This window comes from Anaerocolumna cellulosilytica (assembly GCF_014218335.1).
Taxonomy (GTDB): Bacteria; Bacillota; Clostridia; order Lachnospirales; family Lachnospiraceae; genus Anaerocolumna; species Anaerocolumna cellulosilytica.
The window spans coordinates 3,014,708-3,038,056 of sequence record NZ_AP023367.1 but is presented as its reverse complement, the minus strand read 5'-3'; the positions used below and the strand labels follow the sequence as shown (position 1 = coordinate 3,038,056).

The 23,349-nt window shown below is 35.1% G+C and carries 20 protein-coding genes and 1 tRNA gene; 16 read left to right on the top strand and 5 right to left on the bottom strand.

Going from position 1 to position 23,349, the window contains the following annotated elements:
- The first annotated feature begins 8 nt into the window (after nt 1–8).
- The 4 genes from opp4C to acsn021_RS12425 all read left to right on the top strand — a co-directional run bounded on the left by opp4C (nt 9) and on the right by acsn021_RS12425 (nt 3,087).
- Complete coding sequence (opp4C, locus tag acsn021_RS12440) at nt 9–863, top strand: oligopeptide ABC transporter permease (protein WP_184088790.1); 855 nt, start codon at nt 9–11, stop codon at nt 861–863.
- 141 nt (nt 864–1,004) lie between these two features.
- Entirely contained in the window at nt 1,005–1,628 is a 624-nt protein-coding gene (locus acsn021_RS12435) for a peptidase C39 (protein WP_184088793.1), read from the top strand.
- 197 nt (nt 1,629–1,825) lie between these two features.
- Nucleotides 1,826–2,464 (top strand): RNA polymerase sporulation sigma factor SigK, encoded by a 639-nt coding sequence (gene sigK, locus acsn021_RS12430; RefSeq protein WP_184088796.1) that lies wholly within the window; start codon nt 1,826–1,828, stop codon nt 2,462–2,464.
- Nucleotides 2,465–2,628: 164 nt separating this feature from the next.
- A complete protein-coding gene (locus acsn021_RS12425; RefSeq protein ID WP_184088800.1) occupies nt 2,629–3,087 on the top strand; it encodes a GtrA family protein in 459 nt (152 codons plus the stop codon).
- A gap of 156 nt (nt 3,088–3,243) precedes the next feature.
- Here acsn021_RS12425 and acsn021_RS12420 read toward each other — a convergent pair whose 3' ends face one another.
- Entirely contained in the window at nt 3,244–4,797 is a 1,554-nt protein-coding gene (locus acsn021_RS12420) for an ABC-F family ATP-binding cassette domain-containing protein (RefSeq protein ID WP_184088803.1), read from the bottom strand.
- A 299-nt stretch (nt 4,798–5,096) separates the two neighbouring features.
- On the bottom strand, nt 5,097–5,915 hold the full coding sequence (locus acsn021_RS12415) for an alpha/beta fold hydrolase (protein ID WP_184088806.1): 819 nt from the start codon (nt 5,913–5,915) through the stop codon (nt 5,097–5,099).
- A gap of 175 nt (nt 5,916–6,090) precedes the next feature.
- Between acsn021_RS12415 and acsn021_RS12410 the strand changes: the two genes are divergently transcribed.
- The 3 genes from acsn021_RS12410 (at nt 6,091) to acsn021_RS12400 (ending at nt 8,256) form a co-directional block, all read left to right on the top strand.
- Nucleotides 6,091–6,951: an aminoglycoside 6-adenylyltransferase gene (locus tag acsn021_RS12410; protein ID WP_207725082.1), complete on the top strand. Its 861-nt coding sequence runs from the start codon at nt 6,091–6,093 to the stop codon at nt 6,949–6,951.
- Nucleotides 6,952–7,087: 136 nt separating this feature from the next.
- Nucleotides 7,088–7,747 carry an HD domain-containing protein gene (locus tag acsn021_RS12405; protein ID WP_184088809.1) on the top strand — a complete coding sequence of 220 codons (660 nt, stop codon included), beginning with the start codon at nt 7,088–7,090 and terminating at the stop codon, nt 7,745–7,747.
- A gap of 17 nt (nt 7,748–7,764) precedes the next feature.
- Nucleotides 7,765–8,256: a CYTH domain-containing protein gene (locus acsn021_RS12400; protein WP_184088812.1), complete on the top strand. Its 492-nt coding sequence runs from the start codon at nt 7,765–7,767 to the stop codon at nt 8,254–8,256.
- A 92-nt stretch (nt 8,257–8,348) separates the two neighbouring features.
- Here acsn021_RS12400 and acsn021_RS12395 read toward each other — a convergent pair whose 3' ends face one another.
- Both acsn021_RS12395 and acsn021_RS12390 read right to left on the bottom strand, forming a co-directional pair.
- Nucleotides 8,349–10,583 carry a sensor histidine kinase gene (locus tag acsn021_RS12395; protein ID WP_184088815.1) on the bottom strand — a complete coding sequence of 745 codons (2,235 nt, stop codon included), beginning with the start codon at nt 10,581–10,583 and terminating at the stop codon, nt 8,349–8,351.
- A gap of 11 nt (nt 10,584–10,594) precedes the next feature.
- Complete coding sequence (locus acsn021_RS12390) at nt 10,595–11,290, bottom strand: response regulator transcription factor (RefSeq protein WP_184088818.1); 696 nt, start codon at nt 11,288–11,290, stop codon at nt 10,595–10,597.
- A gap of 540 nt (nt 11,291–11,830) precedes the next feature.
- Here acsn021_RS12390 and acsn021_RS12385 point away from each other — a divergent pair.
- The 6 genes from acsn021_RS12385 (at nt 11,831) to acsn021_RS12360 (ending at nt 18,925) form a co-directional block, all read left to right on the top strand.
- The gene (locus tag acsn021_RS12385; protein WP_184088821.1) at nt 11,831–12,721 is read left to right on the top strand and encodes a sulfide/dihydroorotate dehydrogenase-like FAD/NAD-binding protein; all 891 of its coding nucleotides are present in this window, start codon (nt 11,831–11,833) and stop codon (nt 12,719–12,721) included.
- 120 nt (nt 12,722–12,841) lie between these two features.
- On the top strand, nt 12,842–14,227 hold the full coding sequence (gene gltA, locus acsn021_RS12380; protein WP_184088824.1) for an NADPH-dependent glutamate synthase: 1,386 nt from the start codon (nt 12,842–12,844) through the stop codon (nt 14,225–14,227).
- A 136-nt stretch (nt 14,228–14,363) separates the two neighbouring features.
- On the top strand, nt 14,364–15,944 hold the full coding sequence (locus tag acsn021_RS12375; protein WP_184088827.1) for an EAL domain-containing protein: 1,581 nt from the start codon (nt 14,364–14,366) through the stop codon (nt 15,942–15,944).
- Nucleotides 15,945–16,014: 70 nt separating this feature from the next.
- Nucleotides 16,015–16,791: a lysoplasmalogenase family protein gene (locus acsn021_RS12370; protein WP_330603062.1), complete on the top strand. Its 777-nt coding sequence runs from the start codon at nt 16,015–16,017 to the stop codon at nt 16,789–16,791.
- Nucleotides 16,792–17,156: 365 nt separating this feature from the next.
- The gene (locus acsn021_RS12365; protein WP_184088833.1) at nt 17,157–18,137 is read left to right on the top strand and encodes a DUF5688 family protein; all 981 of its coding nucleotides are present in this window, start codon (nt 17,157–17,159) and stop codon (nt 18,135–18,137) included.
- Nucleotides 18,138–18,214: 77 nt separating this feature from the next.
- Complete coding sequence (locus tag acsn021_RS12360) at nt 18,215–18,925, top strand: DUF421 domain-containing protein (protein ID WP_184088836.1); 711 nt, start codon at nt 18,215–18,217, stop codon at nt 18,923–18,925.
- Between the two features lie 42 nt (nt 18,926–18,967).
- Here the strand turns inward: acsn021_RS12360 and acsn021_RS12355 are convergent.
- Nucleotides 18,968–19,040, bottom strand: a tRNA-Arg gene (locus acsn021_RS12355).
- 215 nt (nt 19,041–19,255) lie between these two features.
- On the opposite strand from acsn021_RS12355, the gene acsn021_RS12350 reads away from it, so the two are divergent.
- From acsn021_RS12350 to ligA, 3 genes are all read left to right on the top strand, one after another.
- Nucleotides 19,256–20,026: a hypothetical protein gene (locus acsn021_RS12350; protein ID WP_184088839.1), complete on the top strand. Its 771-nt coding sequence runs from the start codon at nt 19,256–19,258 to the stop codon at nt 20,024–20,026.
- Nucleotides 20,027–20,337: 311 nt separating this feature from the next.
- Nucleotides 20,338–21,318 (top strand): 23S rRNA pseudouridine(2604) synthase RluF, encoded by a 981-nt coding sequence (rluF, locus tag acsn021_RS12345; protein ID WP_184088842.1) that lies wholly within the window; start codon nt 20,338–20,340, stop codon nt 21,316–21,318.
- A 47-nt stretch (nt 21,319–21,365) separates the two neighbouring features.
- The gene (ligA, locus tag acsn021_RS12340) at nt 21,366–23,327 is read left to right on the top strand and encodes an NAD-dependent DNA ligase LigA (RefSeq protein ID WP_184088848.1); all 1,962 of its coding nucleotides are present in this window, start codon (nt 21,366–21,368) and stop codon (nt 23,325–23,327) included.
- Nucleotides 23,328–23,349: the final 22 nt, after the last annotated feature.

The window sequence follows — 23,349 nt, the reverse complement described above, 5'->3', positions numbered from 1 at the left end:
GAGTTTATATGATAAAGACTGACCGGATTAAAAGCAATCCTGTACTAAAACGATTTTTGAGGCATAAGCTGGCAATGGTTAGTCTGGTTTTTCTGACTATTGTGGTATTAAGTGCACTTTTTGCACCTTTACTTACACCCTACCCACCAAACAAGATTGTTGGAGGTTTTAGTGAGCCGCCTTCCGCCAAATTTCTTCTGGGTACGGATCAGGTAGGCAGGGATGTTTTGAGCCGATTATTATATGGGACAAGAATCTCGCTTTTTGTAGGCTTTGCAGCAACAGCGGTATCTACCATTCTAGGTGTTATATTGGGGATTTTATCCGGTTATTTTGGTGGTTGGATTGATATGGTTATTATGAGATTTACAGACATGGTCATGTCTTTTCCCTATATACTCTTGGTTTTAGTATCCGCTGCCATATTTAAACCAGGTTTAATGAACATAATATTAATATTAGGCTTTGTCGACTGGCCAGGAATTGCAAGGCTGGTAAGAGGAAATGTGCTTTCCCTTAGAGAAAAAAATTACATACAGGCGGATTATATTGCTGGTATGCCAAAATGGTATATACTATTTTCGGAGATTTTACCCAATACAACAGCCCCCATCTTAGTATATGCAACCTCAGTGATTGCAATCTCTATATTGGATGAAGCCGCTCTAAGTTTTTTAGGTATGGGTATTCAGCCTCCCAAGGCAAGTCTTGGTAATATGCTAAATGGTGCCCAGTCCCTTTCGGTGCTTACTTCAAAACCATGGCTTTGGATACCGCCGGGGCTAGTAATTATATTACTGGTTATCAGTATCAATTTTATCGGAGATGCTCTGCGGGATGCATTTGACCCATCCGGTCGTTGAGGAACGGATTTACCCTAATTGGTGTACAATATTATTATACAATATACTTTACTTTTTGTCGTATTTTGTAGTATACTGTATCGAAAAAATCCGCATTAGATAGTTTTATACATCTTGTAAGGACAGAAAGGATGGTTATCCATGAAGAATCTATTGAATTTTCAGACCTCAGAATATGATTGCGGACCAACAACCTTGATAAATGCCTTCCGCTATTTGTTTGAGCGGGAAGATATCTTGCCGGAAATTATAAAAACCATTTATTTATATACCCTTGATGAATATAATGCCGAGGGAGAGTATGGTAAAAGTGGAACCTCTCGTATGGCCATGCAATTTTTATCTAACTGGTTTAATCATTTTGGAAAAACAAAAAATTTTCCGGTGTATACAGAAATACTGTTTGGTGATGCAGTTCGCATCAGTTATAACAGTAAGATAGTAGAATGCTTGTTACAGGGAGGTGCTGCTATCGCCAGAGTGTGGCTGGGTAATTGTGAGCATTACATTCTTTTAACAAATGTAGATAATGAGTATATTTGTCTTTTTGATCCTTATGAGTGGGAAAAGCCAATTGATGGGATTAATATACTGAAAAAGGAAGGATACCCCAAAGATTACAATCGAAAGGTTAAAATGGAAGTTTTTAACAACGAAGAGGATGGGTATTATACCCTTGGCCCTACTGAAAAGCGGGAAATTATGCTCTTGTTTAATACAAATACAAGAAGGACACCGGATAAATCTATAGAATATTTTATATAAGTAAAGAGAGCCTGGTATTAAATAGTAGGAGTATACTATTAATACCAGGCTTCTATCGTACATGCATCATTTGTACCGGTAAGAATAGCAGTATAGATTTACCGTAAAATACAATAATTTATTTTATTAGGAAAGGCACTTAATAGTACCACGCAACATAGATTAATAATAAACCCTATCGTTGAGGTGCTTATACAGTGAAATCTTTTCCTAAACCACTGAGCGCCAAGGAAGAATCGGAAATCTTAAGCAAATGCATAGAAGGCAGCAAGGAAGCAAGAGATGTCCTGATTGAACGTAATCTCCGTCTGGTTGCACATATTGTTAAAAAGTATAATACGGCGGATAAAGAAATAGATGACCTAATATCCATTGGCACAATCGGCTTAATCAAAGCTATAGACACCTTTGACCCAGAAAAGGGAATCAGGCTTGCTACTTATGCCTCCAGGTGTATTGATAATGAGCTGTTAATGATGCTAAGAAGCGGAAAAAGGCAGGCAAAGGAAATATATCTTTATGAGCCTATTGGATCTGACAAGGAAGGTCATGAAATTAACCTATTGGATATTATTGAGAGTTCAGATACAGACATTGTAGATGAACTGGACTTACAGGGGAATGTAAAGAGACTTTATGAGTTGGTAGAAAAAGTACTAACAAAGCGCGAAAGACAGATAATTGAAATGCGCTATGGCTTAAACCTTCAGGAAGAAATTACGCAAAGAGAGATTGCTAATAAAATAGGGATATCCCGTTCTTATGTTTCCAGAATTGAAAAAAAGGCTTTAAAAAAGCTTAGGGAAAGCTTTGAAAAGGAATGCAGAGAGTATTAAAAATTTAAGGAAATCCTTGCTAAATTAAGGCAAGACGGATATACTACTAGTAGTGAATAAATAGTTACACGTCCAAATTGGAGGCGTACGATGGGGAACTGACATGTATTTTTAGAACATGGTCGAAGTAGTCTCAGTTAAGAAAAAAAACATAGGAGAAAAATATGTTGTCATTGTTTACGGAGGGGCAGAAAAAAATACTGGCCAGAATAATAAATAGAGAGACTATTGTGTACGGGATAGCAGGAGTACTGACAACGCTTGTGAATCTGTTATCGTACTATCTGCTATGGAAAGTTGCAGGTATTGAGAGCCTAACAGCCAATGCGATTGCCTGGGTGATTGCTGTTACATTTGCTTATTTTGTTAATGCGTTCTGGGTATTTCGTGATAAAATTAACACATTAAAAGAAGAGTTTATAAAGTTGTTAAAATTTTTCTCAGCAAGAGGTTTTTCATTGTTAATAGAAGAGGTTGGCTTATATATATTTGTTGACTTACTATACTTTAACAATATGTTAGTAAAAGGCAGTTTAGCCGTAGTGGTAATAGTGGTTAATTATTTTTTTAGTAAAATGTTTATTTTTCAAGGTAGCAAAGAGAAAAGGGTTAGAGGTAAGTAAAAAGGAGTAAACTATAATTTTTGACATTAAGTCGATGAAAATTATAGGTTGCTCCTTTTCTATTCTCTTAATAGTAGGCAATTGCGAAACTTTTTGTTTGAGGAAGTAACAAAATGATTATTTTGCAATGGACTATCCCTTAATAAGTGAGGGAAGCTATATTCTTGTGGACCAATTAGAGCAGTCCCAGACCTTGGTTGCAAAATCCTCATAGAAATCGGGTTCATGGCAGATTAAGAGAATACTGCCTTTATATTCTTTTAGGGCTCTTTTTAGTTCATCCTTGGCATCTACATCCAAGTGGTTTGTTGGTTCATCCAACAAAAGCAGATTGGTTTCTCTGTTAATAAGTTTACATAGGCGTACCTTAGCCTGTTCACCACCACTTAACACTCTTACCTGGCTTTCAATGTGTTTAGTAGTAAGTCCGCATTTTGCTAAAGCAGAGCGTACTTCATACTGAGACATGGAAGGGAATTCCCTCCAAAGTTCTTCGATACAGGTATTATTTTTAGCACCAGTCATTTCCTGCTCGAAATAGCCTTGATACAAATAATCACCCAAGGTTACTTTTCCTTCCAGTGAAGGGATTAATCCGATAATACTCTTTAGGAGAGTGGTTTTACCAATACCATTGGCTCCTTTTAATATTACCTTATCCCCGCGTTCCATGGTAAGGGTAAGTGGCTTGGACAGTGGTTCATCATAACCAATAACCAAATGCTCTGTTTGAAAGATATATTTTCCGGCAGCTCTTGCTTCTTTAAAATAAAATTCAGGCTTTGGTTTTTCTTTCGCAAGTTCGATGATATCCATTTTATCTAATTTTTTCTGTCTTGACATGGCCATATTTCTGGTTGATACCCGGGCTTTATTTCTTGCAACAAAATCCTGTAATTCACTGATTTCCTGCTGTTGTTTTTTATAAGCAGCTTCTAACTGGCTTTTTTTAACTTCATAAACTTCCTGGAATTTATCGTAGTCACCAACATAACGGTTTAATTCTCCATTCTCCATGTGATAAATAGTATTAATAACGCTATTTAAAAATGGAATGTCATGGGAGATTAGAATAAAAGCATTATCATAATCCTGTAAATAACGCTTCAACCATTCTATATGAACGGTATCCAAGTAATTGGTAGGCTCGTCCAGTAACAGGATATCCGGTTTCTCTAGCAACAGCTTGCCCAGCAACACCTTGGTTCTTTGACCGCCGCTTAATTCAGTAACATCCATATCAAGACCGATAGCGTCAAGACCCAAAGCTCTTCCAATTTCTTCTACCTTAGTATCTATGATATAAAAGTTGTTATTGTCTAAAGTATCCTGAATTGTACCAAACTCATCCATAATTGCCACTAAAGCATCCGGTTCGGCATCAGCCATCTGGTTACACAGGGCATTCATTTTATTCTCTAATTCATAAAGATAGGAAAAAGCGGATTTTAAAACCTGTCGTATAGTCATCCCTTTTTCCAATACAGTGTGCTGGTCTAAATAGCCGACTCTGACATTTTTAGCCCATTCAATATTACCTTCATCCGGCATCAGCTTTCCGGTTACAATATTTAGGAAAGTTGATTTTCCTTCGCCGTTTGCTCCAATCAATCCTATGTGTTCACCTTTAAGCAGGCGGAAAGACACGTTATTAAAAATCGCTCTATCACCAAAACCATGAGTGAGATTTGATACATTTAAGATGCTCATACATGCTCCTTGTATAATTAATGTAGGTAACTTTAGCATAAGTTTATTTACGCTCGTGTTACTTATTAGATTATACATAATTTTTTATTATTTTCAAGTGAAATTTATCGCCATATAAGCAAACTAAGTCTAAACTAAGACTTGCAGACTATAAAACTTATATACTGTCACCTTTTTATTCTACTCAAGGTAAGTCCCCTAACCTCATAAAAACACCTAAAAAGTTGTGTTAAATAAACTTTTGAAATTTATTGTATTATTAGAGGATAGGGGAAAGTAATATCTTTATCCAAATTTAGTCACCAGTGGCTATCTGCAAATTGACTCACTTCCATATTAAACTTATCTTTCTCTTCATAGAAAAGAGCATGACCGCTGTCTTCAAAGGGAATTAACCAAGAATTCTGTAATAAACTGTGTTGTGCTTCCCCTAGTTGGAAAAAACATACATCATCATGAATACCATGCAGAATAAGTGTTGGAGTTTTAATAACTTTTAAGTCATCAAATAGTACTTCCTTTATCCAGGTTTCGGCAACCTCAGCGGTAGCCCAGCCTGCGGCCTGTAATCCTATGTTGAAAAACCAGTCTTGCATTGGCTGCCCGACCTTATGATAGAAAAACTGTTCTCCAAAACTTCGAAGCATGGCAGGTCTGTCATTATAGGTGTTCTCAATAATATCAAGTATTGCTTCCTTGGTCTGACCATATGGAAAGTAAGGCCTTTTAATTAAGCTAGGAGCGGCAGCAGCACAAAGCACCAGTTTGGAGATTCCATGTGCTTTGTGTCTTGCCATATAGCGGACAGCAATTGAACCACCTGTTGAGTGTCCTAATAAAGTTGCATTTTTAATACCCATTTGTTTGATGACACAGTGAACGTCATCGGCTAGTGTGTCATAATCATAACCGTTAATAGGACGGTCTGATTTACCAAAACCCCGTTGGTCAAGGCAGATACAGCGAAATCCCATTTTTGGCAATACGTTTAATTGATATTCAAATAATTCGTAACTGCCGGGCCATCCATGCAAAAATATAATGGTTTTATCTGCGCAGGGATTTAAGTCTTCACAGAATACATTTACGTCATTGCCAACGTTTATATAAAATCCCAAGGTAATACCTCCAAAAAGCTTTCATGATTAATGTATTCCAAACCGGTAAAAAGGTGCAGTGATTTTTTTTATAGTATATAATGCAAGAGCGGATTATAAAAATTAGCACCTTCTAGCGGTTGTTATTTCTTCTGTGTGAGTGTATAATATCTAAAAATATGTGTGGGGTGAATCTATGGTGCAAAATATTATGTTTGATTTAATAATGGACATTGCCAGGAGTGATACGCGTATCCGTGCAGCTGCCATGACAGGATCGCGCATTGACCCCAGTGCAACCCATGATGAATTTTGTGATTTTGATATTGTTTATTTGGTGAGAGACATCCAGTCTTTTGTAAAAGACGATAACTGGCTTGGGGTGTTTGGGGAACGATTGATTTTACAAAAGCCATCGGATTGGTATAATCATCCCTACGATTACCAGGGATACAAAAATTTTACATATTTACTTCAGTTAAAAGATGGCTGCCGTATTGATTTGACCTTGATTGATTTAAAATATGTACATGATTATATTGTTAATACTGAGCCGAGGAATATTTTGTTAGATAAGGATAAGATTCTCGGTTTAGATTCAATCGAGGTGGGTGATTATTACTTTATTAAGCCGCCTTGTCCAATCAAATATAAGGATATATGCAATGAATTTTGGTGGACAATACCTAATGTAGTAAAAGGACTATGCAGAAAACAAATCATGTTCGTAAAACATACCATGGAACGTTTTGCAGTGGATATGCTTTTAGAAGTGCTTTATTGGAATATTGGAGTTGAGAATAATTTTTCTGTATCTGCCGGTAAGTATGGAAAGTATCTAGAAAAATACCTGGATGAGGAGACCTATCATAAGTTTATGTTTATATTTTCGGGTAGTTCACATGAAGATATCTGGCAGCGGTTGTTTATAATGTGTGATTTATTCCAACAAGAAGCCAAGAAGGTTGCAAGGCATTTTGAATTTTATTATGACAGCAAAGAGGCAGAGGAAATTATACAATATGCCAAGGCTATGCGACAAAAATACAACCAATAAATAACGTATTTTCTCTATTTGTTTATCCATACTAAGGTTAGAGACTTATATAAACTTTACAGAAATAAAATAAGAATAAAACAGACTTAAACTATACTTAACAAGATAAAACAATGTTAACAAAGGAGCCGATAGTATGATTACTTATCAAGAAATCAAAAAGAACAAGCAGATTAGAACATATATAGAAAAAGCAGATGAAGTGTTGAAATCGTTAGGTTATACAGAACATAGCTTTGCTCATGTGGGTATTGTTGCAGAAAAAGCGAAATACATTCTTACCACCATGGGCTATCCAGAGCGAATGGTAGAGTTAGCTCAGATTGCAGGATATATGCATGATATCGGGAATATCATTAATCGGGTTGACCATGCACAAAGCGGTGCAGTCATGGCATTTCGAATTCTGGATAAGTTAGGTGTGAATGCGGAAGAGATTGCTGTTATCATTTCTGCTATTGGCAACCACGATGAAAGTACAGCTATACCTGTAAATGAGGTTGCGGCTGCATTAATTCTGGCAGATAAAACAGATGTACGCTTCACAAGGGTGAGAAACAGGGATCTGGCCAGCTTTGATATACATGACAGAGTTAATTATGCAGTAAAAGAATCAACAACCTTAATTAATGAAGAAAAAACAAAAATAACCTTAAGCTTAACGATTGATACGGAATTCTCTTCTGTAATGGATTATTTTGAAATATTCTTAGAACGTATGATTTTATGTAAGAAGGCAGCAGAAAAATTAACCCTTCGTTTTCAATTAATGATTAATGGACAGAAAATATTATAAAGAGCAGGGCAAGACATATGGAGATAGAAAGAAAATTCAAAGTTATAACAACCCCCATTTTATTAGAGCAGTATGAAAAAAAAGAAATAGAGCAGGCATACCTTTGCACCGATCCGGTTATCCGGATACGAAAAAGCAATGAAGAATACTATATGACATATAAATCCATACAGGATATTACACTTTCAAATATTGCTCTGTGCTGTCAGGAGGTAGAGCTTCCTTTAACAGAAGAAGCTTATTTGCATCTAAAGAAAAAAATAGATGGAAATATTATAACAAAAACACGTTACTTAATACCGATAGCGGGCGGTTATATTGCAGAATTAGATATATTTCACGGACATTTAAAGGGGCTTTGCTTTACTGAGGTTGAATTCAGCAATGAAAAGGAGGCAGCAGCCTTTATTCCTCCAGAATGGTTTGGTGAAGATGTTTCCTTTGATAAACGGTTTAAAAATAATTATTTGACTTTTATTAATTCATATACGGAATTAGGAATTAATTAATAAGGAATATAAAAGTGCTGTTAGGAAATCTACTCTACCCGCGGTTATAGTAGTAGAGAGATTACGTAACAACACTTTTATCATATCTTATCTTATGTTAGATTTTCTGTTTCTTTTCTAATCTTTTTTTCATTGGTATAGCGGTCTAACTTTGGAAAATGCACCATTGCTTTAAATAAATCCCCATCTAGTTCTATTTCAAACAAGGCATCTTGGAGGGAAGCAAGGCTTCTTGCAATAGATAAACCTAAACCGCTGCCTTCTGTATTTCTTGATAAATCCCCCCGGACAAATCGTTCCATTAGTTCGTCAGAATTAATATTAAGTTTGCTAGCGGATATATTTTTAACTGAAATAGTAGCAGTGCGGTCGTCTGTTGTAATATCCACATAGACCCTTGTTCCGCTTAAGGCATATTTATTAACATTGGAGAATATATTTTCGATAATCCGGTAGGTGCTTCTGCCATCAGCCATAATATAAACAGGCTCATCCTTTATATTCAAAACCGTTTCCAGGTTATGGCTGGCAAGCCGGTCTTCAAATTCGCCAATAGACTGCCTTACTAATTCGACTAGATTAATACATTCTAAATTGAGTACAATCGCACCAGAAGAGGCTTTTGAAGCTTCCATAAGGTCTTCAATAAGAGTTTTCAGGCGCCAAGTCTTTGAAGATAAAATATCCAAATAGCCGTTTGCTTTCTCATTGTCCAATTTTTCTTTTTTCAATAAATCCACATAATTAATAATAGAAGTTAAAGGGGTTTTTATATCGTGTGATACATTGGCAATCAGTTCGGTTTTTAGCCGTTCGCTTTTCACTTTTTCATCCACGGCTGCGGAGAAACCATCACTTATATTATTGATATAAAGTCCCAATGCAAGAGCAGGTTCATGCATGTCTGCTACCGGAATTTTATGGGTTAAATTTCCTTCAGAGATTTTTTTGGTTTCCTCCCTAATTATGTTGTAATCAATACCTGACCGAATCAGGTAGTAGAGTAAAAGCGCGTAACCGGGGATGGATATAAGTAAAAATTCTGTTTTACGGCTAAAGAGAATCGGTCTGTGATAAAGATAAAAAGCCAGTACCTGCATTGCAGTAAAGACAGCCAATAGGATAAATATACGGAAAGTAATACTCTTTTGTATAAAAAATTGCTTTAAAATTTTATTTAACTTAACAAAAACTGTATGGAGCAATGAATTTGTAATTAATACCTCTGCTTTCATTCTGCGTATCAGGCTTAACAAGCCAAACATACAAAACGGATATAAAATGGAATATGCAATTAATATTATGAAATGGAACTCGATGTTTAGGTTATAGTATATAAAGGAGGACAGAGCTTTTGCGGTGTAAAAAAGAATATATATCCCAAATACTACAAACAAAAATCCTAATTCCGATTTTATACGGTCAAAACTATTCAAAACAATTGCATTTGTATTTCTTTTATGACCTGTAAAAGCAATTGTTAGTATAAAAAATAACAATAGCAATACAAAGGATATAGGTACTGGATAGAGAGAAGCCCTGTAATTAACATATAACTCCTGAAAATGCCTGTACATAGTACCAAATTCGTCATTCTTATTGGGTAGATTATTTAAAATTGTGGTGCAAACAATGTAACTGCCCCGATTACCTGCATTACCTTCATTATCGGCTGTAATATATCCATTAATGCAATCTATGACCCAATTCAGATTTTCATCATTCAGATAATCTACACCATCATTAAGTTCTAGATACTTTTTATTTACATTTGTAGCAAATTTTTCTGTATCGGTGTTAATAATCAGATAAGATGAATTCTCTGCTTTAACTTTTTCAAGGTACTTAGACATTGCCTTGTCCCCATACTCTTCTGTGAGCTTACTTATCTCAGCCTCTAATGAGGCAGAATAGTAGACAGCCCCGGTTTTTAGATTTCTTACATAATAGACAAAGTTACTGCCTGGTTGATTTAAAATATTATTATAATAGTCAAAATCTTTCTGTGATTCCTGTGTATTAGAGTTTGATTCTGGCTTTTCCACTTCTTTTTCAAATAACGCAGACAAATCAAGAGAAGAGGAATCATAACTGATACTGCCGTTGTAGCCTTTTTCACGGTAATCAACATAGACAGCTACCCGTTCCACATATTTAAGGTATTTGCTTTGGAATTCCCAGGTTTCTTTAAAATCCGTAACTCTGGTGGAATATGAATCCGTAAAGTTATAGATATGATATACACCGATTAAGAGGGTAAGTCCGGACAGAAAAAGTGCAATATGTATCAATACCTTTATAAAAAAGGAACCTTTAATTCTGTTCATACTATACTCCTTTAATATTTTTCAACTTTGTATCCGATTCCCCAGGCAACCTTTAAATACTTGGGTTCTTTTGGATTGATTTCTATTTTTTCCCTGATGTGACGTATATGAACTGCTACAATATTATCTGCACCATAAGAAGGTTCATTCCAAATTAATTCATATATTTCATTTATAGAAAAAACCCGGCCCTTATTTTTTACCAATAATTTCAAAAGATTATACTCAATAGGAGTTAGCTTAATCAACTCATCATCAACATACACTTCTTTGCGGTCATCATTAACTACAAGACCTCCGGAAGAATAGATATTTTGCTCTTCTGTTACAATACTGCCAAGTTTTGTATAACGCCTTAGGGCAGACTTCACCCTGGCTATAAGCTCCAATGGATTGAAAGGCTTTGTGATGTAATCATCAGCTCCAACGTTAAGGCCAAGTACTTTATCACTATCTTCGGATTTTGCTGTTAACAGGATTATGGGGAGTGTACTGTTATTTTCTCTTAGTTTCATAGTAACACGGATTCCGTCCATAACCGGCATCATAATATCTAACAGTGCGAGATGGATTTCTGTAGTATGAATAATATCCATGGCTTCCTTTCCGTTATAAGCTTTTATAATAGTATAGCCTTCAGCACTTAAATAAATCTGTATGGCTTCAACAATATCTTTATCATCATCACAGACTAAGATGTTATACATTTACAATTCCTCCTAGGTTAAATATTTCTATGTAATTATAACTTAATTCGCCCAAAACTTCCATAACAACTTCCACACTGCTTAAATTATAGTGAACGCTTCAACCTTTCTTTATTCACACAGATTGTAAAAAACGATAAGAGGAGGGTATGTAATTTGATTAATTTCAAACAAAAAATTAGGTAAAAACATAACAATTAGTATACTTTTTAAATATAGACTACCAGAGAAATATAAAAATGAATGATAGAAAATCTTAAGATTTTATGAAATGATTGTGTTATTAAGATAGGAATTTGTCATAATTATTCAGTTTGTTTAAATAAAAACACTGGATTTTTTGAAAATAATATTTTATAATGTAGAAAGTTGTTAATAGCTCGTTATTAAAAAATGTATTTGAGACTGTTCAGCAATATCAAATTGCCGCAGGTGGACACAGTTATTACTGCGCCTTAAATCCTACTCCATATTTTGCTGACAGAACGACATTTCAGGATGGCAAGGTATTAACGAAAGTCTAATAGTGGAGGAACAGGTATGTACAAGATAGTTAAGAAAGAGATTTTAGCACCTAATATTTATCTTATGGATATAGATGCCCCTAGAGTTGCAAAATCTTGTTACCCAGGTCAATTTGTTATAGTAAAAATGGACGAGAAGGGTGAAAGAATACCACTTACAATTTGTGACTATGACAGAGAAGCCGGTACAGTAACCATTGTATTTCAGGCTCTTGGTACTTCAACAAAACGAATGGCTGAATATGAAGTATCTGACAGCTTCAGAGATTTTACAGGACCTTTAGGCTGTAAATCTGAATTAGTGGATGAAGCACCTGAAGAACTGGCTAAGAAAAATATTTTATTTGTAGCCGGCGGTGTAGGAACAGCACCTGTATATCCTCAGGTAAAATGGATGAAAGAACAAGGGTATGAGGTGGACTGTGTTATTGGTGCCAGAAACCAGGAACTGATTATATTAGAAGAGGAAATGAAAAAGGTAGCTAAAAATGTATATGTTACTACCGATGATGGCTCCTATGGTTTTAAAGGCAATGTAAATGACTGTATAAAGGACTTGGTTAAGAACCAGGGTAAAAAATATAATTTAGTTATTGCCATTGGACCTGTGATCATGATGAAATTCGTAAGCATTCTTACAAAGGAATTAGGAATTAAGACTATTGTCAGTATGAACCCTATTATGGTTGATGGAACTGGTATGTGTGGTGCTTGTCGTTTAACTGTTGGTGGAAAAGTGCAGTTTGCCTGCGTAGACGGCCCGGAATTTGACGGACATCTGGTTGATTTTGATGAGTCCATGAAACGGCAGCAAATGTATAAAACTGCTGAAGGAAGGGCTGTTCTAAAAGAACGGGAAGGAGCAACACACAAAGGCGGCGGATGTGGATGCAGTGATTCAAAATAGGAGATTAATTCTAATTAAGCTTTCTATTGAGGCAGTATCTATGTAGGTTTGCGATATCATGGGTTTAGTTGTGCCCGCAGCGCAAAGTTTACAGATATCAGAAAGGGCATGGTTATTAATATGGACGTATTAAAGAGAATACCTGTAAAAGAACAGGATCCAAAGGTAAGAGCACGTAACTTTGAAGAAGTATGTTTAGGATATGATAAAGAAGAAGCAATGGAAGAAGCCAGCAGATGTTTAAAATGCAAGAATGCAAAATGCATTACCGGATGTCCGGTTTCCATTGATATTCCTGGCTTCATTAAAGCAGTAGAAGCAGGAGATATAGAAGAGGCTTATCAGGTAATCAGCAAATATTCTGCATTACCGGCTGTTTGTGGAAGGGTTTGTCCTCAAGAGACCCAATGTGAACAAAGATGTATCCGTGCCATTAAGGGAGAATCTGTATCTATTGGTAAATTGGAACGTTTTGTAGCAGATTGGGCAAGAGTAAACGATGTTAAGCCAGAAGCTGCGAAAGAAAAGAAGTCTCAGAAAGTCGCTGTAATCGGTTCAGGCCCTGCAGGACTTACCTGTGCCGGAGATTTAGCAAAGATGGGTTATGATGTAACTATTTTTGAAGCACTTCATGAGCCAGGCGGAGTTTTGGTTTATGGAATTCCCGAATTCCGTTTGCCTAAAGACACAGTTGTAAAGAGTGAAATTGAAAATGTAAAAGCCTTAGGCGTTAAAATAGAAACAAATGTAGTAATTGGTAAATCAACTACAATCGATGAATTGATGGAAGAAGAAGGGTTTGAAGCTGTATTCGTAGGTTCCGGTGCCGGGCTCCCTAAATTCATGGGTATTCCGGGTGAAAATGCCAATGGCGTTTTTTCTGCCAACGAATACTTAACCAGAAGCAACTTAATGAAAGCGTTTGATGAAAACTATGATACACCTATTGCTGCCGGACAAAAAGTTGCTGTAGTAGGTGGCGGTAACGTAGCTATGGATGCTGCTAGAACTGCTTTAAGACTTGGTGCTCAGGTTTATATTGTATATAGAAGAAGTGAAGAAGAATTACCTGCTAGAGTAGAAGAAGTTCACCATGCGAAGGAAGAAGGCGTTATCTTAAAATTATTAACTAACCCTACAGAAATTCTGGTTGATGATAATGGCTGGGTTAAAGGTATGAAATGTATCGAAATGGAGCTTGGTGAAGCAGATGCTTCCGGTAGAAGAAGACCGGTGGAAAAACCGGATTCTGAATTCGAACTGGAAGTAGATACAGTAATTATGTCCCTGGGTACAAGTCCTAATCCGCTGATATCTTCAACTACTACTGGTCTTGACATCAACAAATACAGATGTATTATTGCGAATGAAGAGAACGGACAGACAACAAAAGAAGGTGTATTTGCTGGTGGAGATGCTGTAACAGGTGCAGCTACTGTAATTCTAGCAATGGGTGCAGGTAAAGCAGCAGCAAAAGGAATTGATGAATATTTGCAAAATAAATAATGTCATCAGATTGACACAGGTTTGCCACAGTTTGGGAAAAAAAGATTGCCTTATGCCCTGATACTTGGTATAATGAAGTTAAACCGTGCTTTTAGTACTTGGAAAGCGGAAGGACTAAATTATTGGGGTACAATACATGCAAAATAAAATATTTGATCTGGAAACACTGGCTGATGGCGGAAAAGCTTATGTAGTTGATATGGGCATTGGTAACATTATAATATTTGTTGCATTCGTACTGGTACTTCTTCTGATTGTTCTTTTGATTAATCTGAAAAAGAAAAGTAATGCAGAGCAAGTGGCCATGCAGGCAAAACAACAGCTCAAAGAAAATTATATTGAACTGGAAGCGGCTTATGAAGAAGCTTCAACAGCAAAAAATCAACTCAGTACTAAATATGAAGAATTAAAACGCAGTAAAGAAAAGGTTAAAAAGCTGGCATATTCCGATTATTTGACTGAATTGCCTAATAGGGTTGCATTTACGGAGATGCTTGATAGTGTTATGTTCACACTTCGAAATGAAGAAGTAATTGCGCTGATGGATGTGGATATTGATAATTTTAAACATATCAATGATACCTTGGGACATTCTTATGGAGATGAGCTTTTGATTGATGTAACGCATCGGTTAAAGCAAGCTATTGATGAAAATGATTATCTGGCAAGAATAGGCGGAGATGAATTCATCATACTAACACAGAATCTTACTGATATTGGTGAATATGAGGCAAAGGTTAAAAAAATACAAAAGATATTTGACTATCCTTTTGTTTTGTCCATGAAGGAATATTTTATAACTGTCAGTATTGGGATTACTATGGCACCTAAGGATGGTAAGACTACGCAGGTATTAATAAAAAATGCAGACTCAGCTATGTATGCGGCAAAAGAATATGGCAAGAATACATTTGTTTATTTCAATAATTCTATAAATGAAAAACTTATGGAGAAGATTCAGACACAGTCTGAACTGCGCAAGGCTATTGAAAACAATGAATTTATGGTGTTTTACCAGCCACAGATGGATTTACAGACTGACCGGATTGTTGGTTTTGAAGCATTAATTCGTTGGAATCATCCGGAAAAAGGAATTATACCTCCCGGAGAGTTTATATCCCTTGCGGAAGAAACTGGTTTGATTGTACCAATTGGCACCTGGGTGTTGCAGGAAGCCTGCTATCAGTTGAAGCAGTGGGAAGATATGGGGTATACAAATCTAATAGTAGCTGTTAATATTTCCGTCAGACAATTTAAAGATCAGGATTTTGTCCAAATGGTAAAAACAGTAGTTGAGGAAACGGGTGTGAATCCAAGCTGTCTGGAACTTGAAATAACAGAAACCATTGCATTACAGGACATGGAGTATACGATATCAATTATTGAAAAATTAAGGGAAATGGGAGTTGTATTTTCCTTAGACGATTTTGGAACGGGATATTCCTCTATGAGTTATCTCAAAAGGCTGCCTGTTAATAATTTGAAAATTGACAAGAGCTTTTTAGATACGGTACTGGATAGTCGAAGTGATCAAAGTATTGTTAAAACCATTATATCGTTAGCACAAACCTTGGATTTAACTGTCATAGCCGAAGGTGTGGAAAAAGACGAACAGGGATTATTTTTAAAGAAAGCCAAGTGTAATAAAGCACAAGGGTATCTTTACAGTAAACCCCTTCCCAAAGAAGAAGCGGAAGAATTTTTAAAGAAGGTCTAAAAGTAAAAAGCCACTGGAACATCTGATAAGGATAGTTCAGTGGCTTTTCAAAATTAAATAATTGAAAGGTATGAAAGGTACCATGAAGACTAAATTAAAACAAAGACGGGTTATTTTTTTTCTTGTTCTTGAATTTTTATTATATATATCTTTCCTTTTTATAGATATTTTTCACATGAAATATCTACATCTGTCAGTTTGGATAAAATTCATAGGTATTCTTGTTTGCTTTTTATTTGTACTTTCACGGGATAGTCTTACTACTAAAAATCACAGGTACGTAATAGAATCTAAAACGGATAGTTGTATTATGGCTACAGCACTGGCTTTTACTGTGTTGTCGGATTATTTTATTCTGGTACGTAATATATATATTCCAGGATTAATAACTTTTATAGCAGTTCAAATATTGTATCTGGTGAGATTATCACTTTGGGAGAGAATGGATAAGAAAGAAAATAAAAGTATTAAAAAACTCCTTTTCCTAATCTATCCCAATATAATACTTTGTTTATTGATATTGCTGTTATTGCATATGAGTTCCATTCGTTTTGAGCCTATATTAGTTCTTAGTACTTTTTATTTTATTAGTATAATAAGGAATACCATCAAGGCAGTATACGCTGCCTTAAAGAAAAGGCATAAAGCAGCGGTAACATTTGCTGGAGGAATGGTGTTGTTTTTGCTTTGTGATATTAATGTAGGTATCTTTAACCTGTCAGACTTTGTAACCTTACCTTACCTTATATTTTCCAAACTGTATGAGTTTTCAGTTATTGGTATGTGGTTGTTTTATTTACCCTCGCAAGTACTAGTTGCTTTATCTTGCGAAATAAAAAAGGAGTAAGTTGTAAAATCTGTTTATGGAATAGTATCTTAGACAATAAAGTAATATAAATGTTATAATTTTATGTAAAAATATACAAAAAATGTCACCTAAAATCTCTATTATATTTACCTACAATTCCTTGATTAACCTGTCAGACTTTGGTATTATATATTTTATAATACGATTTTCCGACAGGTATAATATCTTTTGTTCAGTAATATTTCTAATGTAGACTTCAAGAATCCCATTTCAGATAATTATTTTAACTTCAATTTAATAAAACCCCTAATTAAACAAATTTTATATGCTTTAAGTGTTGAAATTGACTACGTAGTATCAGCCTGCATATCGTATTTATTCTAACTTTAGAAAAGGAGATATACATGACAAGAAAGTATGCTTTGAAACCGTACAGCTATAGTGAGTTTTTAAAGAAGATTAAACTATCAGTAAAAAGAGTTATGGGTGAGGGTTATACAGTAGAAATTAATCACATTCTTAAAAATAATTCAATCGAGTTGGATTGCTTAATTATTCGAAAGGATAGGGATAAGGTTTCGCCAAATATATATTTAAATACGTATTACGAAATATACATGGAAGGCCAGTCCCTAGATGACATCGTAGATGAAATTATTCAAGTTTACGAAGACACCAAAGGGGAGGGCGAGGGGGAAGCGTTAGCACTTAGATATAACTTAGAAGAAATGAAGCCTTATATTATATATCGACTGGTAAATTATAAAAAGAATAAGAAATTATTGGAGGGGGTTCCTTATATTTCTTTTTTAGATTTAGCTATTACATTTCATTGTTTGGTCAAAAATACAGAAGAGGGTATCGGAACAATACGGGTAACAAATGAACACCTAAACGAATGGGGAATAGATATAGAAGAGTTAAAGGAATATGCAGTTCTAAATACTCCCAAACTTTTTCCGCCCATGATTAAAACCATGCAGGATATTATGGAGGACATGTTTCAGCAGGAATCTCATATGAATGAAATGGAACGTCCTATAAATGATTTAGAACAGGATAATACGGCACAGGAGCATTTGGAGGATCTATGTATAGATGAAACGATGTATGTTATATCTAATGCAAAAAGTATAAATGGGGCAAGCTGCCTTATCTATCCTAATGTAATTAAGAATCTTTCGGAACTCCTTGATACAGATCTTTATATACTGCCCAGCAGTATTCATGAGATAATTGCATTAAAAGCAGATAACAGAGCTAGTAAGGAGTATCTTCTCAGTATGGTAGCAGATGTTAACGGGTCGCAGGTGCCGGAAGAAGATATCCTGTCTTATAATATATATTTTTATTCTAAAAAGAGAGCAGCACTTACTGTTTTATAGCTTAATCCATTTTTATAATATTTTTCATAAATTGGTACATCCTAATCTTAATTCATTTCAAACAGGAGGTATCGGCAATGGAAATTCTTAAAATAATTATGCTGTCTCTGGGTTCTTTAGTAACACTGTTTATTCTTGCTAAAGTTATGGGTGACAGAGAAATGTCTGAACTTAGTATGTTTGACTACATCAGTAGTATTACCATAGGCTCAATAGCAGCTGAAATGGCAACTTCTTTGGAAGAAAATTTTGTTCAGCCTTTAATAGCTATGGTTGTATACGCTATTATATCATTTTTGATATCCTATTTAACTTGTAAATCTATGCATCTAAGAAGGTTCTTTGAAGGACGTACGATTATCTTATACCAGAGTGGACAGGTGTATGAGAAAAATTTATTAAAAGCAAAAATAGACGTCAATGAATTCCTTTCTATGTGCCGTGTCAGTGGTTATTTTGACCTTGAAGAGATTCACACAGCATATCTTGAACCTAACGGTAAACTTAGTATACTTCCCACAACAAAACACAGACCAGTTACTCCAAATGACTTGAATTTAAATCCGGAGCAGGAATATCCTTTAGCTAATGTAATTATTGACGGACATATTATAAAAGAGAATTTACAAGCTGCCGGTAAAGATGAAAAGTGGATTGAAAAGCAATTAAATGCAAAGGGAGTGAAAGAGTTAAAAGATGTGATACTTGCTACTTGTGATATTAGTAAGCAGCAGTTAAATGTCTATATTAAATTGAATCAGAAAGTTTTAGATGATATTTTTCAATAAGCAGTTAGAACCAAAAATTACCAGGTAAAGAGCATGAAAAAATGCACCTAAAGGGACTCGAACCCCCGACACGAAGCTTCGGAAGCTTCTGCTCTATCCACTGAGCTATAGATGCATGAGATTATTTTACAACAAAATATGCATTAAAGCAAGCTATTTTTTGAATTTTTTAGATAATTAAGAAAATGACATATAATTCCATAAAATGTTACGGAATTATTAAATTTATTACAAAAAGAAAAATTATAGTATTGCATTTTCTTTTTAGATTTGATATCATTAGTAAAAGATAGATTACATGAAAAATGTAAAAACTAAAGGAGATTACTAATGAAACTTAAATATAAAAAGATGATTTTAATGGTTACGGTTTGTACCATGGGAATAGGAATGGTTACCTTTTCAGTTACAAGGGAAAATAGTAAAAGTTCTACTGCGGTAGAAAGTAAAGGCAAGGATTTAGTTGTTGAGAAGCAAGATTTAAAGCTGGATTCCAGTACCGCGGATGTCTTATCAGCCGCCGCTTTGAACTCTTTGATTCCTTCTACAGAGGGATCAAATCTGGAGATTGCTACTTTACAAGGGGAACAAGATACGAATGTATTAGAAAAAGATGCATATACAGATGTTAATGAATTGATTACAAAATATTTGAATGCAAAACTTACTAATAAGAAGTCGGACTATAAATCATTGGTAAATGATGTGTCATTACTTGATTTAAAAGACATCGAAAGAAAGACAAAGTATATTGAAAATTATGAAAACATTACCTGTTACACAAAGAAAGGACCGGAAGATGGATCTTTTGTTGTGTTTGCTTATCATGAAATCAAATTTAATAGTATTGATACGTTAGCTCCCGCTATGAATCGTTTTTACGTAAAACAGAATGAAGAAGGCAAGCCATATATTTACCTAGGTGAAGCCGATAAAGAAACTGAGGTTGCAATTGCAGAATTAAGTGAAACAGAGGATGTTCTAGAATTAATTGAAAGTGTTAATACTAAATTAGCAAAAGCCGTTGAGAAAGATGGACCTTTAGGTGAATTCTACTTAAAATTGGAAGAATCCGCCAAAGACGTTTCTAAGAATGAATAATAAAATGTAACCGAAGGTTTGAGTAGCTAATTCGATTATATTAGAGTAGTTATACTGCGTTAATCGTTATTACATAAAGGTTTGACGTGGGAATTGAATTATGTAAAGAATATAAGGTAAAAGCCTGTCAAAACGATGGGTTTTTACCTATCTTGCTGTATAAGCTTTTACTTGTGCTTTTCCATTCCTACTGATATAATGTTAAAAAGTGCACAGAAACAAATTTTGTGGTATGGACATAAAGTAAATAACGTAATATAAATACCCCAAAATAAAATAATAATATGTGTCCTATAGATAAGGAGCCGGATATGGCAAAAAGAACAAAACAGTTAATAGAGCAAGAACAGACAGAAGAGATTAGATTAAACCGCTTTCTCAGTGATGCAGGTGTTTGTTCCCGAAGAGACGCGGATAAATATATTGCAGCTGGCGATGTAACAGTGGATGGTGTTACTGCCTTGGTTGGTACGAAGATAAAAGCCGGACAGGCAGTTATTTTCAAAGGTAAGCCTGTGAAATCAGACAATTCCTTGGTACTAATTGCCTTTAACAAGCCTAGAGGTATTGTATGTACAACGGATAAGCGTGATAAAGATAATATTATTGATTATATAAATTATGGGAAAAGAATTTATCCTATCGGAAGACTTGACAAGGATTCGGAAGGTTTAATTCTATTAACTAATGATGGAAATATCGTAAATAAAATACTTCGTGCCGGTAATAACCACGAGAAGGAATATATAGTTACTGTTAATAAAACCATTACCAGTGAATTTTTAAAGGGTATGGCAGCAGGAGTACCCATTTTAGATACGGTTACATTACCCTGCACTATAAAAGCTTTGGATAAAAATACCTTTCAAATCATTTTGACGCAGGGGTTAAACCGCCAAATACGGCGCATGTGTGAATATTTCGGATTTAAGGTTGTTACACTGAAAAGGATTCGGATTATGAACATTTCCATAGGACATTTACAACTTGGAGGATATCGTAACATAACTGCAAAAGAAATAGGCGGGTTAAATGAATTAATTAGAGGTTCCGCGAATGCCCCTGAGGAAGCTCGGGGTATGGAAGCATCTAAGAAGATAACAAAGACAAAAAGTACTGGTAATGGTAATAGAGCGGAATATGCCACTAAAACTACAGTTTCAAAGAAGAATGAAAGAACAAAAAAAGCAGATAATTTAAAAAAAATAGATAATACGAAAAGAATTGAGAATACGAAAAAGACAGGACAGCAGCAAAGTAAAAGAAAATCATATGCTCCAAAGGGAAGATAAGTAGGGATAACCTGTATATACTCCCGGCGGATAAGAACGGGAGAACTATGGAAAACAAAGTGAATAAGATGAAAGAATTAGTGGGCTTGTTAAATGAAGCCGGGAAGGCGTACTACCAAGAAAACAGGGAGATTATGAGCAATTATGAGTATGATTCCTTGTATGACCAGCTTGTGGATTTGGAAAAAGAAACAGGAACGGTCTTATCTAATAGTCCGACTATTCATGTTGGATATGAAATCTTAAGTGAGCTTCCGAAAGAGCGTCATGACGAGCAAATGCTATCCCTAGATAAAACAAAAGACGTGTTAAGTTTAAAGGAATGGCTTGGTTCACAAAAAGGAGTATTGTCCTGGAAACTGGATGGTTTAACCATAGTACTTACGTACCGTGAAGGGTATCTTGTTAAAGCCGTTACAAGAGGAAACGGAGAATATGGAGAAGTTATAACTAATAATGCAAAAGTATTTAAAAATCTTCCTCATAAGATTCAATATAGGGGGGAATTAATACTGCGAGGTGAGGCAGTAATTAAGTATTCTGATTTTGAGAAGATTAATGCTGGTATTGCCGATGTAGATTCCAAGTACAAAAACCCAAGAAATCTATGTAGTGGCAGTGTAAGACAATTAAACAATGAAATAACTGCAAAAAGAAATATTCATTTTTTTGCATTTCAATTGGTAAGTGTAAAAGGGGAAGATATTACTTTTGACAATTCCAGAGTGGTTCAATTGAATTGGTTAAAAGAACTGGGCTTTGAAGTAGTTGAGAGCAAAATTGTAACCCAAGAAACTATAGAAGATGTAGTGCAGTTGTTTTCAGATAAAGTGCACGAGAATGATTTTCCTTCCGACGGTCTTGTGCTTATATTAGATGATATTGATTATGGAAAATCGCTAGGTACAACAGCTAAATTCCCAAGAGATTCCATTGCATTTAAATGGATGGATGAAATTCGGGACACAACCCTTACTGAAATAGAATGGAGTGCTTCCAGAACGGGTTTGATTAATCCTATTGCGGTATTTGAGCCTGTAGAATTGGAAGGAACAACAGTAAGCCGTGCCAGCCTTCATAATTTAAGTATCATGGAGGCATTAGAGCTGGGACTTGGCGATACGGTGCAAGTTTATAAGGCAAATATGATAATACCTCAGTTAGCCGATAACCTGACAAGAAGCGGCGGAATTGAAATTCCCAAGGAATGTCCGGTCTGTCATCAACCTACTCAGATTAAGCAGGAAAATGATGTGAAATCCTTATTTTGCACCAATGAGGAATGTCTGGCGAAGAGGATAAAATCTTTTACTCATTTTGTTAGCAGAGATGCAATGAATATGGAGGGGTTATCAGAAGCTACCATAGAAAAGTTCATTGCAAAAGGTTTTCTTCATCAGCTGGCAGATTTATTCCATCTTCAGAATAACAAAGAGGAAATCGTAGAGATGGAGGGTTTTGGAAAGAAGTCCTATGATAATCTTATAGCTTCTATAGAGAAATCAAGGGTAACAACTCCAGCTAAATTTTTATATAGTCTGGGGATACAAAATATCGGATTGTCCAATGCGAAATTAATCTGTAAAGAGTTTAAGAATAATTTTGATGAAATGCGTAAAACCGAAAGTGACAGACTTTTAACCATCCCAGGTATAGGCGGAGTTATTGCAGATTCTTTTGTGGAGTTTTTTCGGAAAGAGAGCAATCTGATTATGATTGATAATCTGCTGAAGGAAATAACTTTTGAAAGTCAGGAAATCAAAACAGAAAATTCTACTCTTACCGATAAAACTTTTGTTATTACTGGCTCATTAGAAAAGTTTGAAAACCGAAATGCTTTAAAAGAGTTTATTGAAGCTAAAGGTGGAAAAGTAACTGGTTCTGTTACTTCTAAAACAGATTACTTAATTAATAACGACAATCTATCCAGTTCTTCTAAAAACAAAAAAGCCAAGGAACTTGGAATTGAAATTATAACAGAAGAGGAATTTATAAATCTATCAAATTAACTGAGATGGATTTCCATGTTAC

What these genes read in the sequence shown, in the direction of transcription:
- opp4C (WP_184088790.1), top strand. Translation starts at nt 9, where the DNA reads ATGATAAAGACTGACCGGATTAAAAGCAATCCTGTACTAAAACGATTT.
- acsn021_RS12435 (WP_184088793.1), top strand. Translation starts at nt 1,005, where the DNA reads ATGAAGAATCTATTGAATTTTCAGACCTCAGAATATGATTGCGGACCA.
- acsn021_RS12425 (WP_184088800.1), top strand. Translation starts at nt 2,629, where the DNA reads ATGTTGTCATTGTTTACGGAGGGGCAGAAAAAAATACTGGCCAGAATA.
- acsn021_RS12420 (WP_184088803.1), bottom strand. Translation starts at nt 4,797, where the DNA reads ATGAGCATCTTAAATGTATCAAATCTCACTCATGGTTTTGGTGATAGA.
- acsn021_RS12410 (WP_207725082.1), top strand. Translation starts at nt 6,091, where the DNA reads ATGGTGCAAAATATTATGTTTGATTTAATAATGGACATTGCCAGGAGT.
- acsn021_RS12405 (WP_184088809.1), top strand. Translation starts at nt 7,088, where the DNA reads ATGATTACTTATCAAGAAATCAAAAAGAACAAGCAGATTAGAACATAT.
- acsn021_RS12400 (WP_184088812.1), top strand. Translation starts at nt 7,765, where the DNA reads ATGGAGATAGAAAGAAAATTCAAAGTTATAACAACCCCCATTTTATTA.
- acsn021_RS12395 (WP_184088815.1), bottom strand. Translation starts at nt 10,583, where the DNA reads ATGAACAGAATTAAAGGTTCCTTTTTTATAAAGGTATTGATACATATT.
- acsn021_RS12390 (WP_184088818.1), bottom strand. Translation starts at nt 11,290, where the DNA reads ATGTATAACATCTTAGTCTGTGATGATGATAAAGATATTGTTGAAGCC.
- acsn021_RS12385 (WP_184088821.1), top strand. Translation starts at nt 11,831, where the DNA reads ATGTACAAGATAGTTAAGAAAGAGATTTTAGCACCTAATATTTATCTT.
- gltA (WP_184088824.1), top strand. Translation starts at nt 12,842, where the DNA reads ATGGACGTATTAAAGAGAATACCTGTAAAAGAACAGGATCCAAAGGTA.
- acsn021_RS12375 (WP_184088827.1), top strand. Translation starts at nt 14,364, where the DNA reads ATGCAAAATAAAATATTTGATCTGGAAACACTGGCTGATGGCGGAAAA.
- acsn021_RS12370 (WP_330603062.1), top strand. Translation starts at nt 16,015, where the DNA reads ATGAAAGGTACCATGAAGACTAAATTAAAACAAAGACGGGTTATTTTT.
- acsn021_RS12365 (WP_184088833.1), top strand. Translation starts at nt 17,157, where the DNA reads ATGACAAGAAAGTATGCTTTGAAACCGTACAGCTATAGTGAGTTTTTA.
- acsn021_RS12360 (WP_184088836.1), top strand. Translation starts at nt 18,215, where the DNA reads ATGGAAATTCTTAAAATAATTATGCTGTCTCTGGGTTCTTTAGTAACA.
- acsn021_RS12350 (WP_184088839.1), top strand. Translation starts at nt 19,256, where the DNA reads ATGAAACTTAAATATAAAAAGATGATTTTAATGGTTACGGTTTGTACC.
- rluF (WP_184088842.1), top strand. Translation starts at nt 20,338, where the DNA reads ATGGCAAAAAGAACAAAACAGTTAATAGAGCAAGAACAGACAGAAGAG.
- ligA (WP_184088848.1), top strand. Translation starts at nt 21,366, where the DNA reads ATGGAAAACAAAGTGAATAAGATGAAAGAATTAGTGGGCTTGTTAAAT.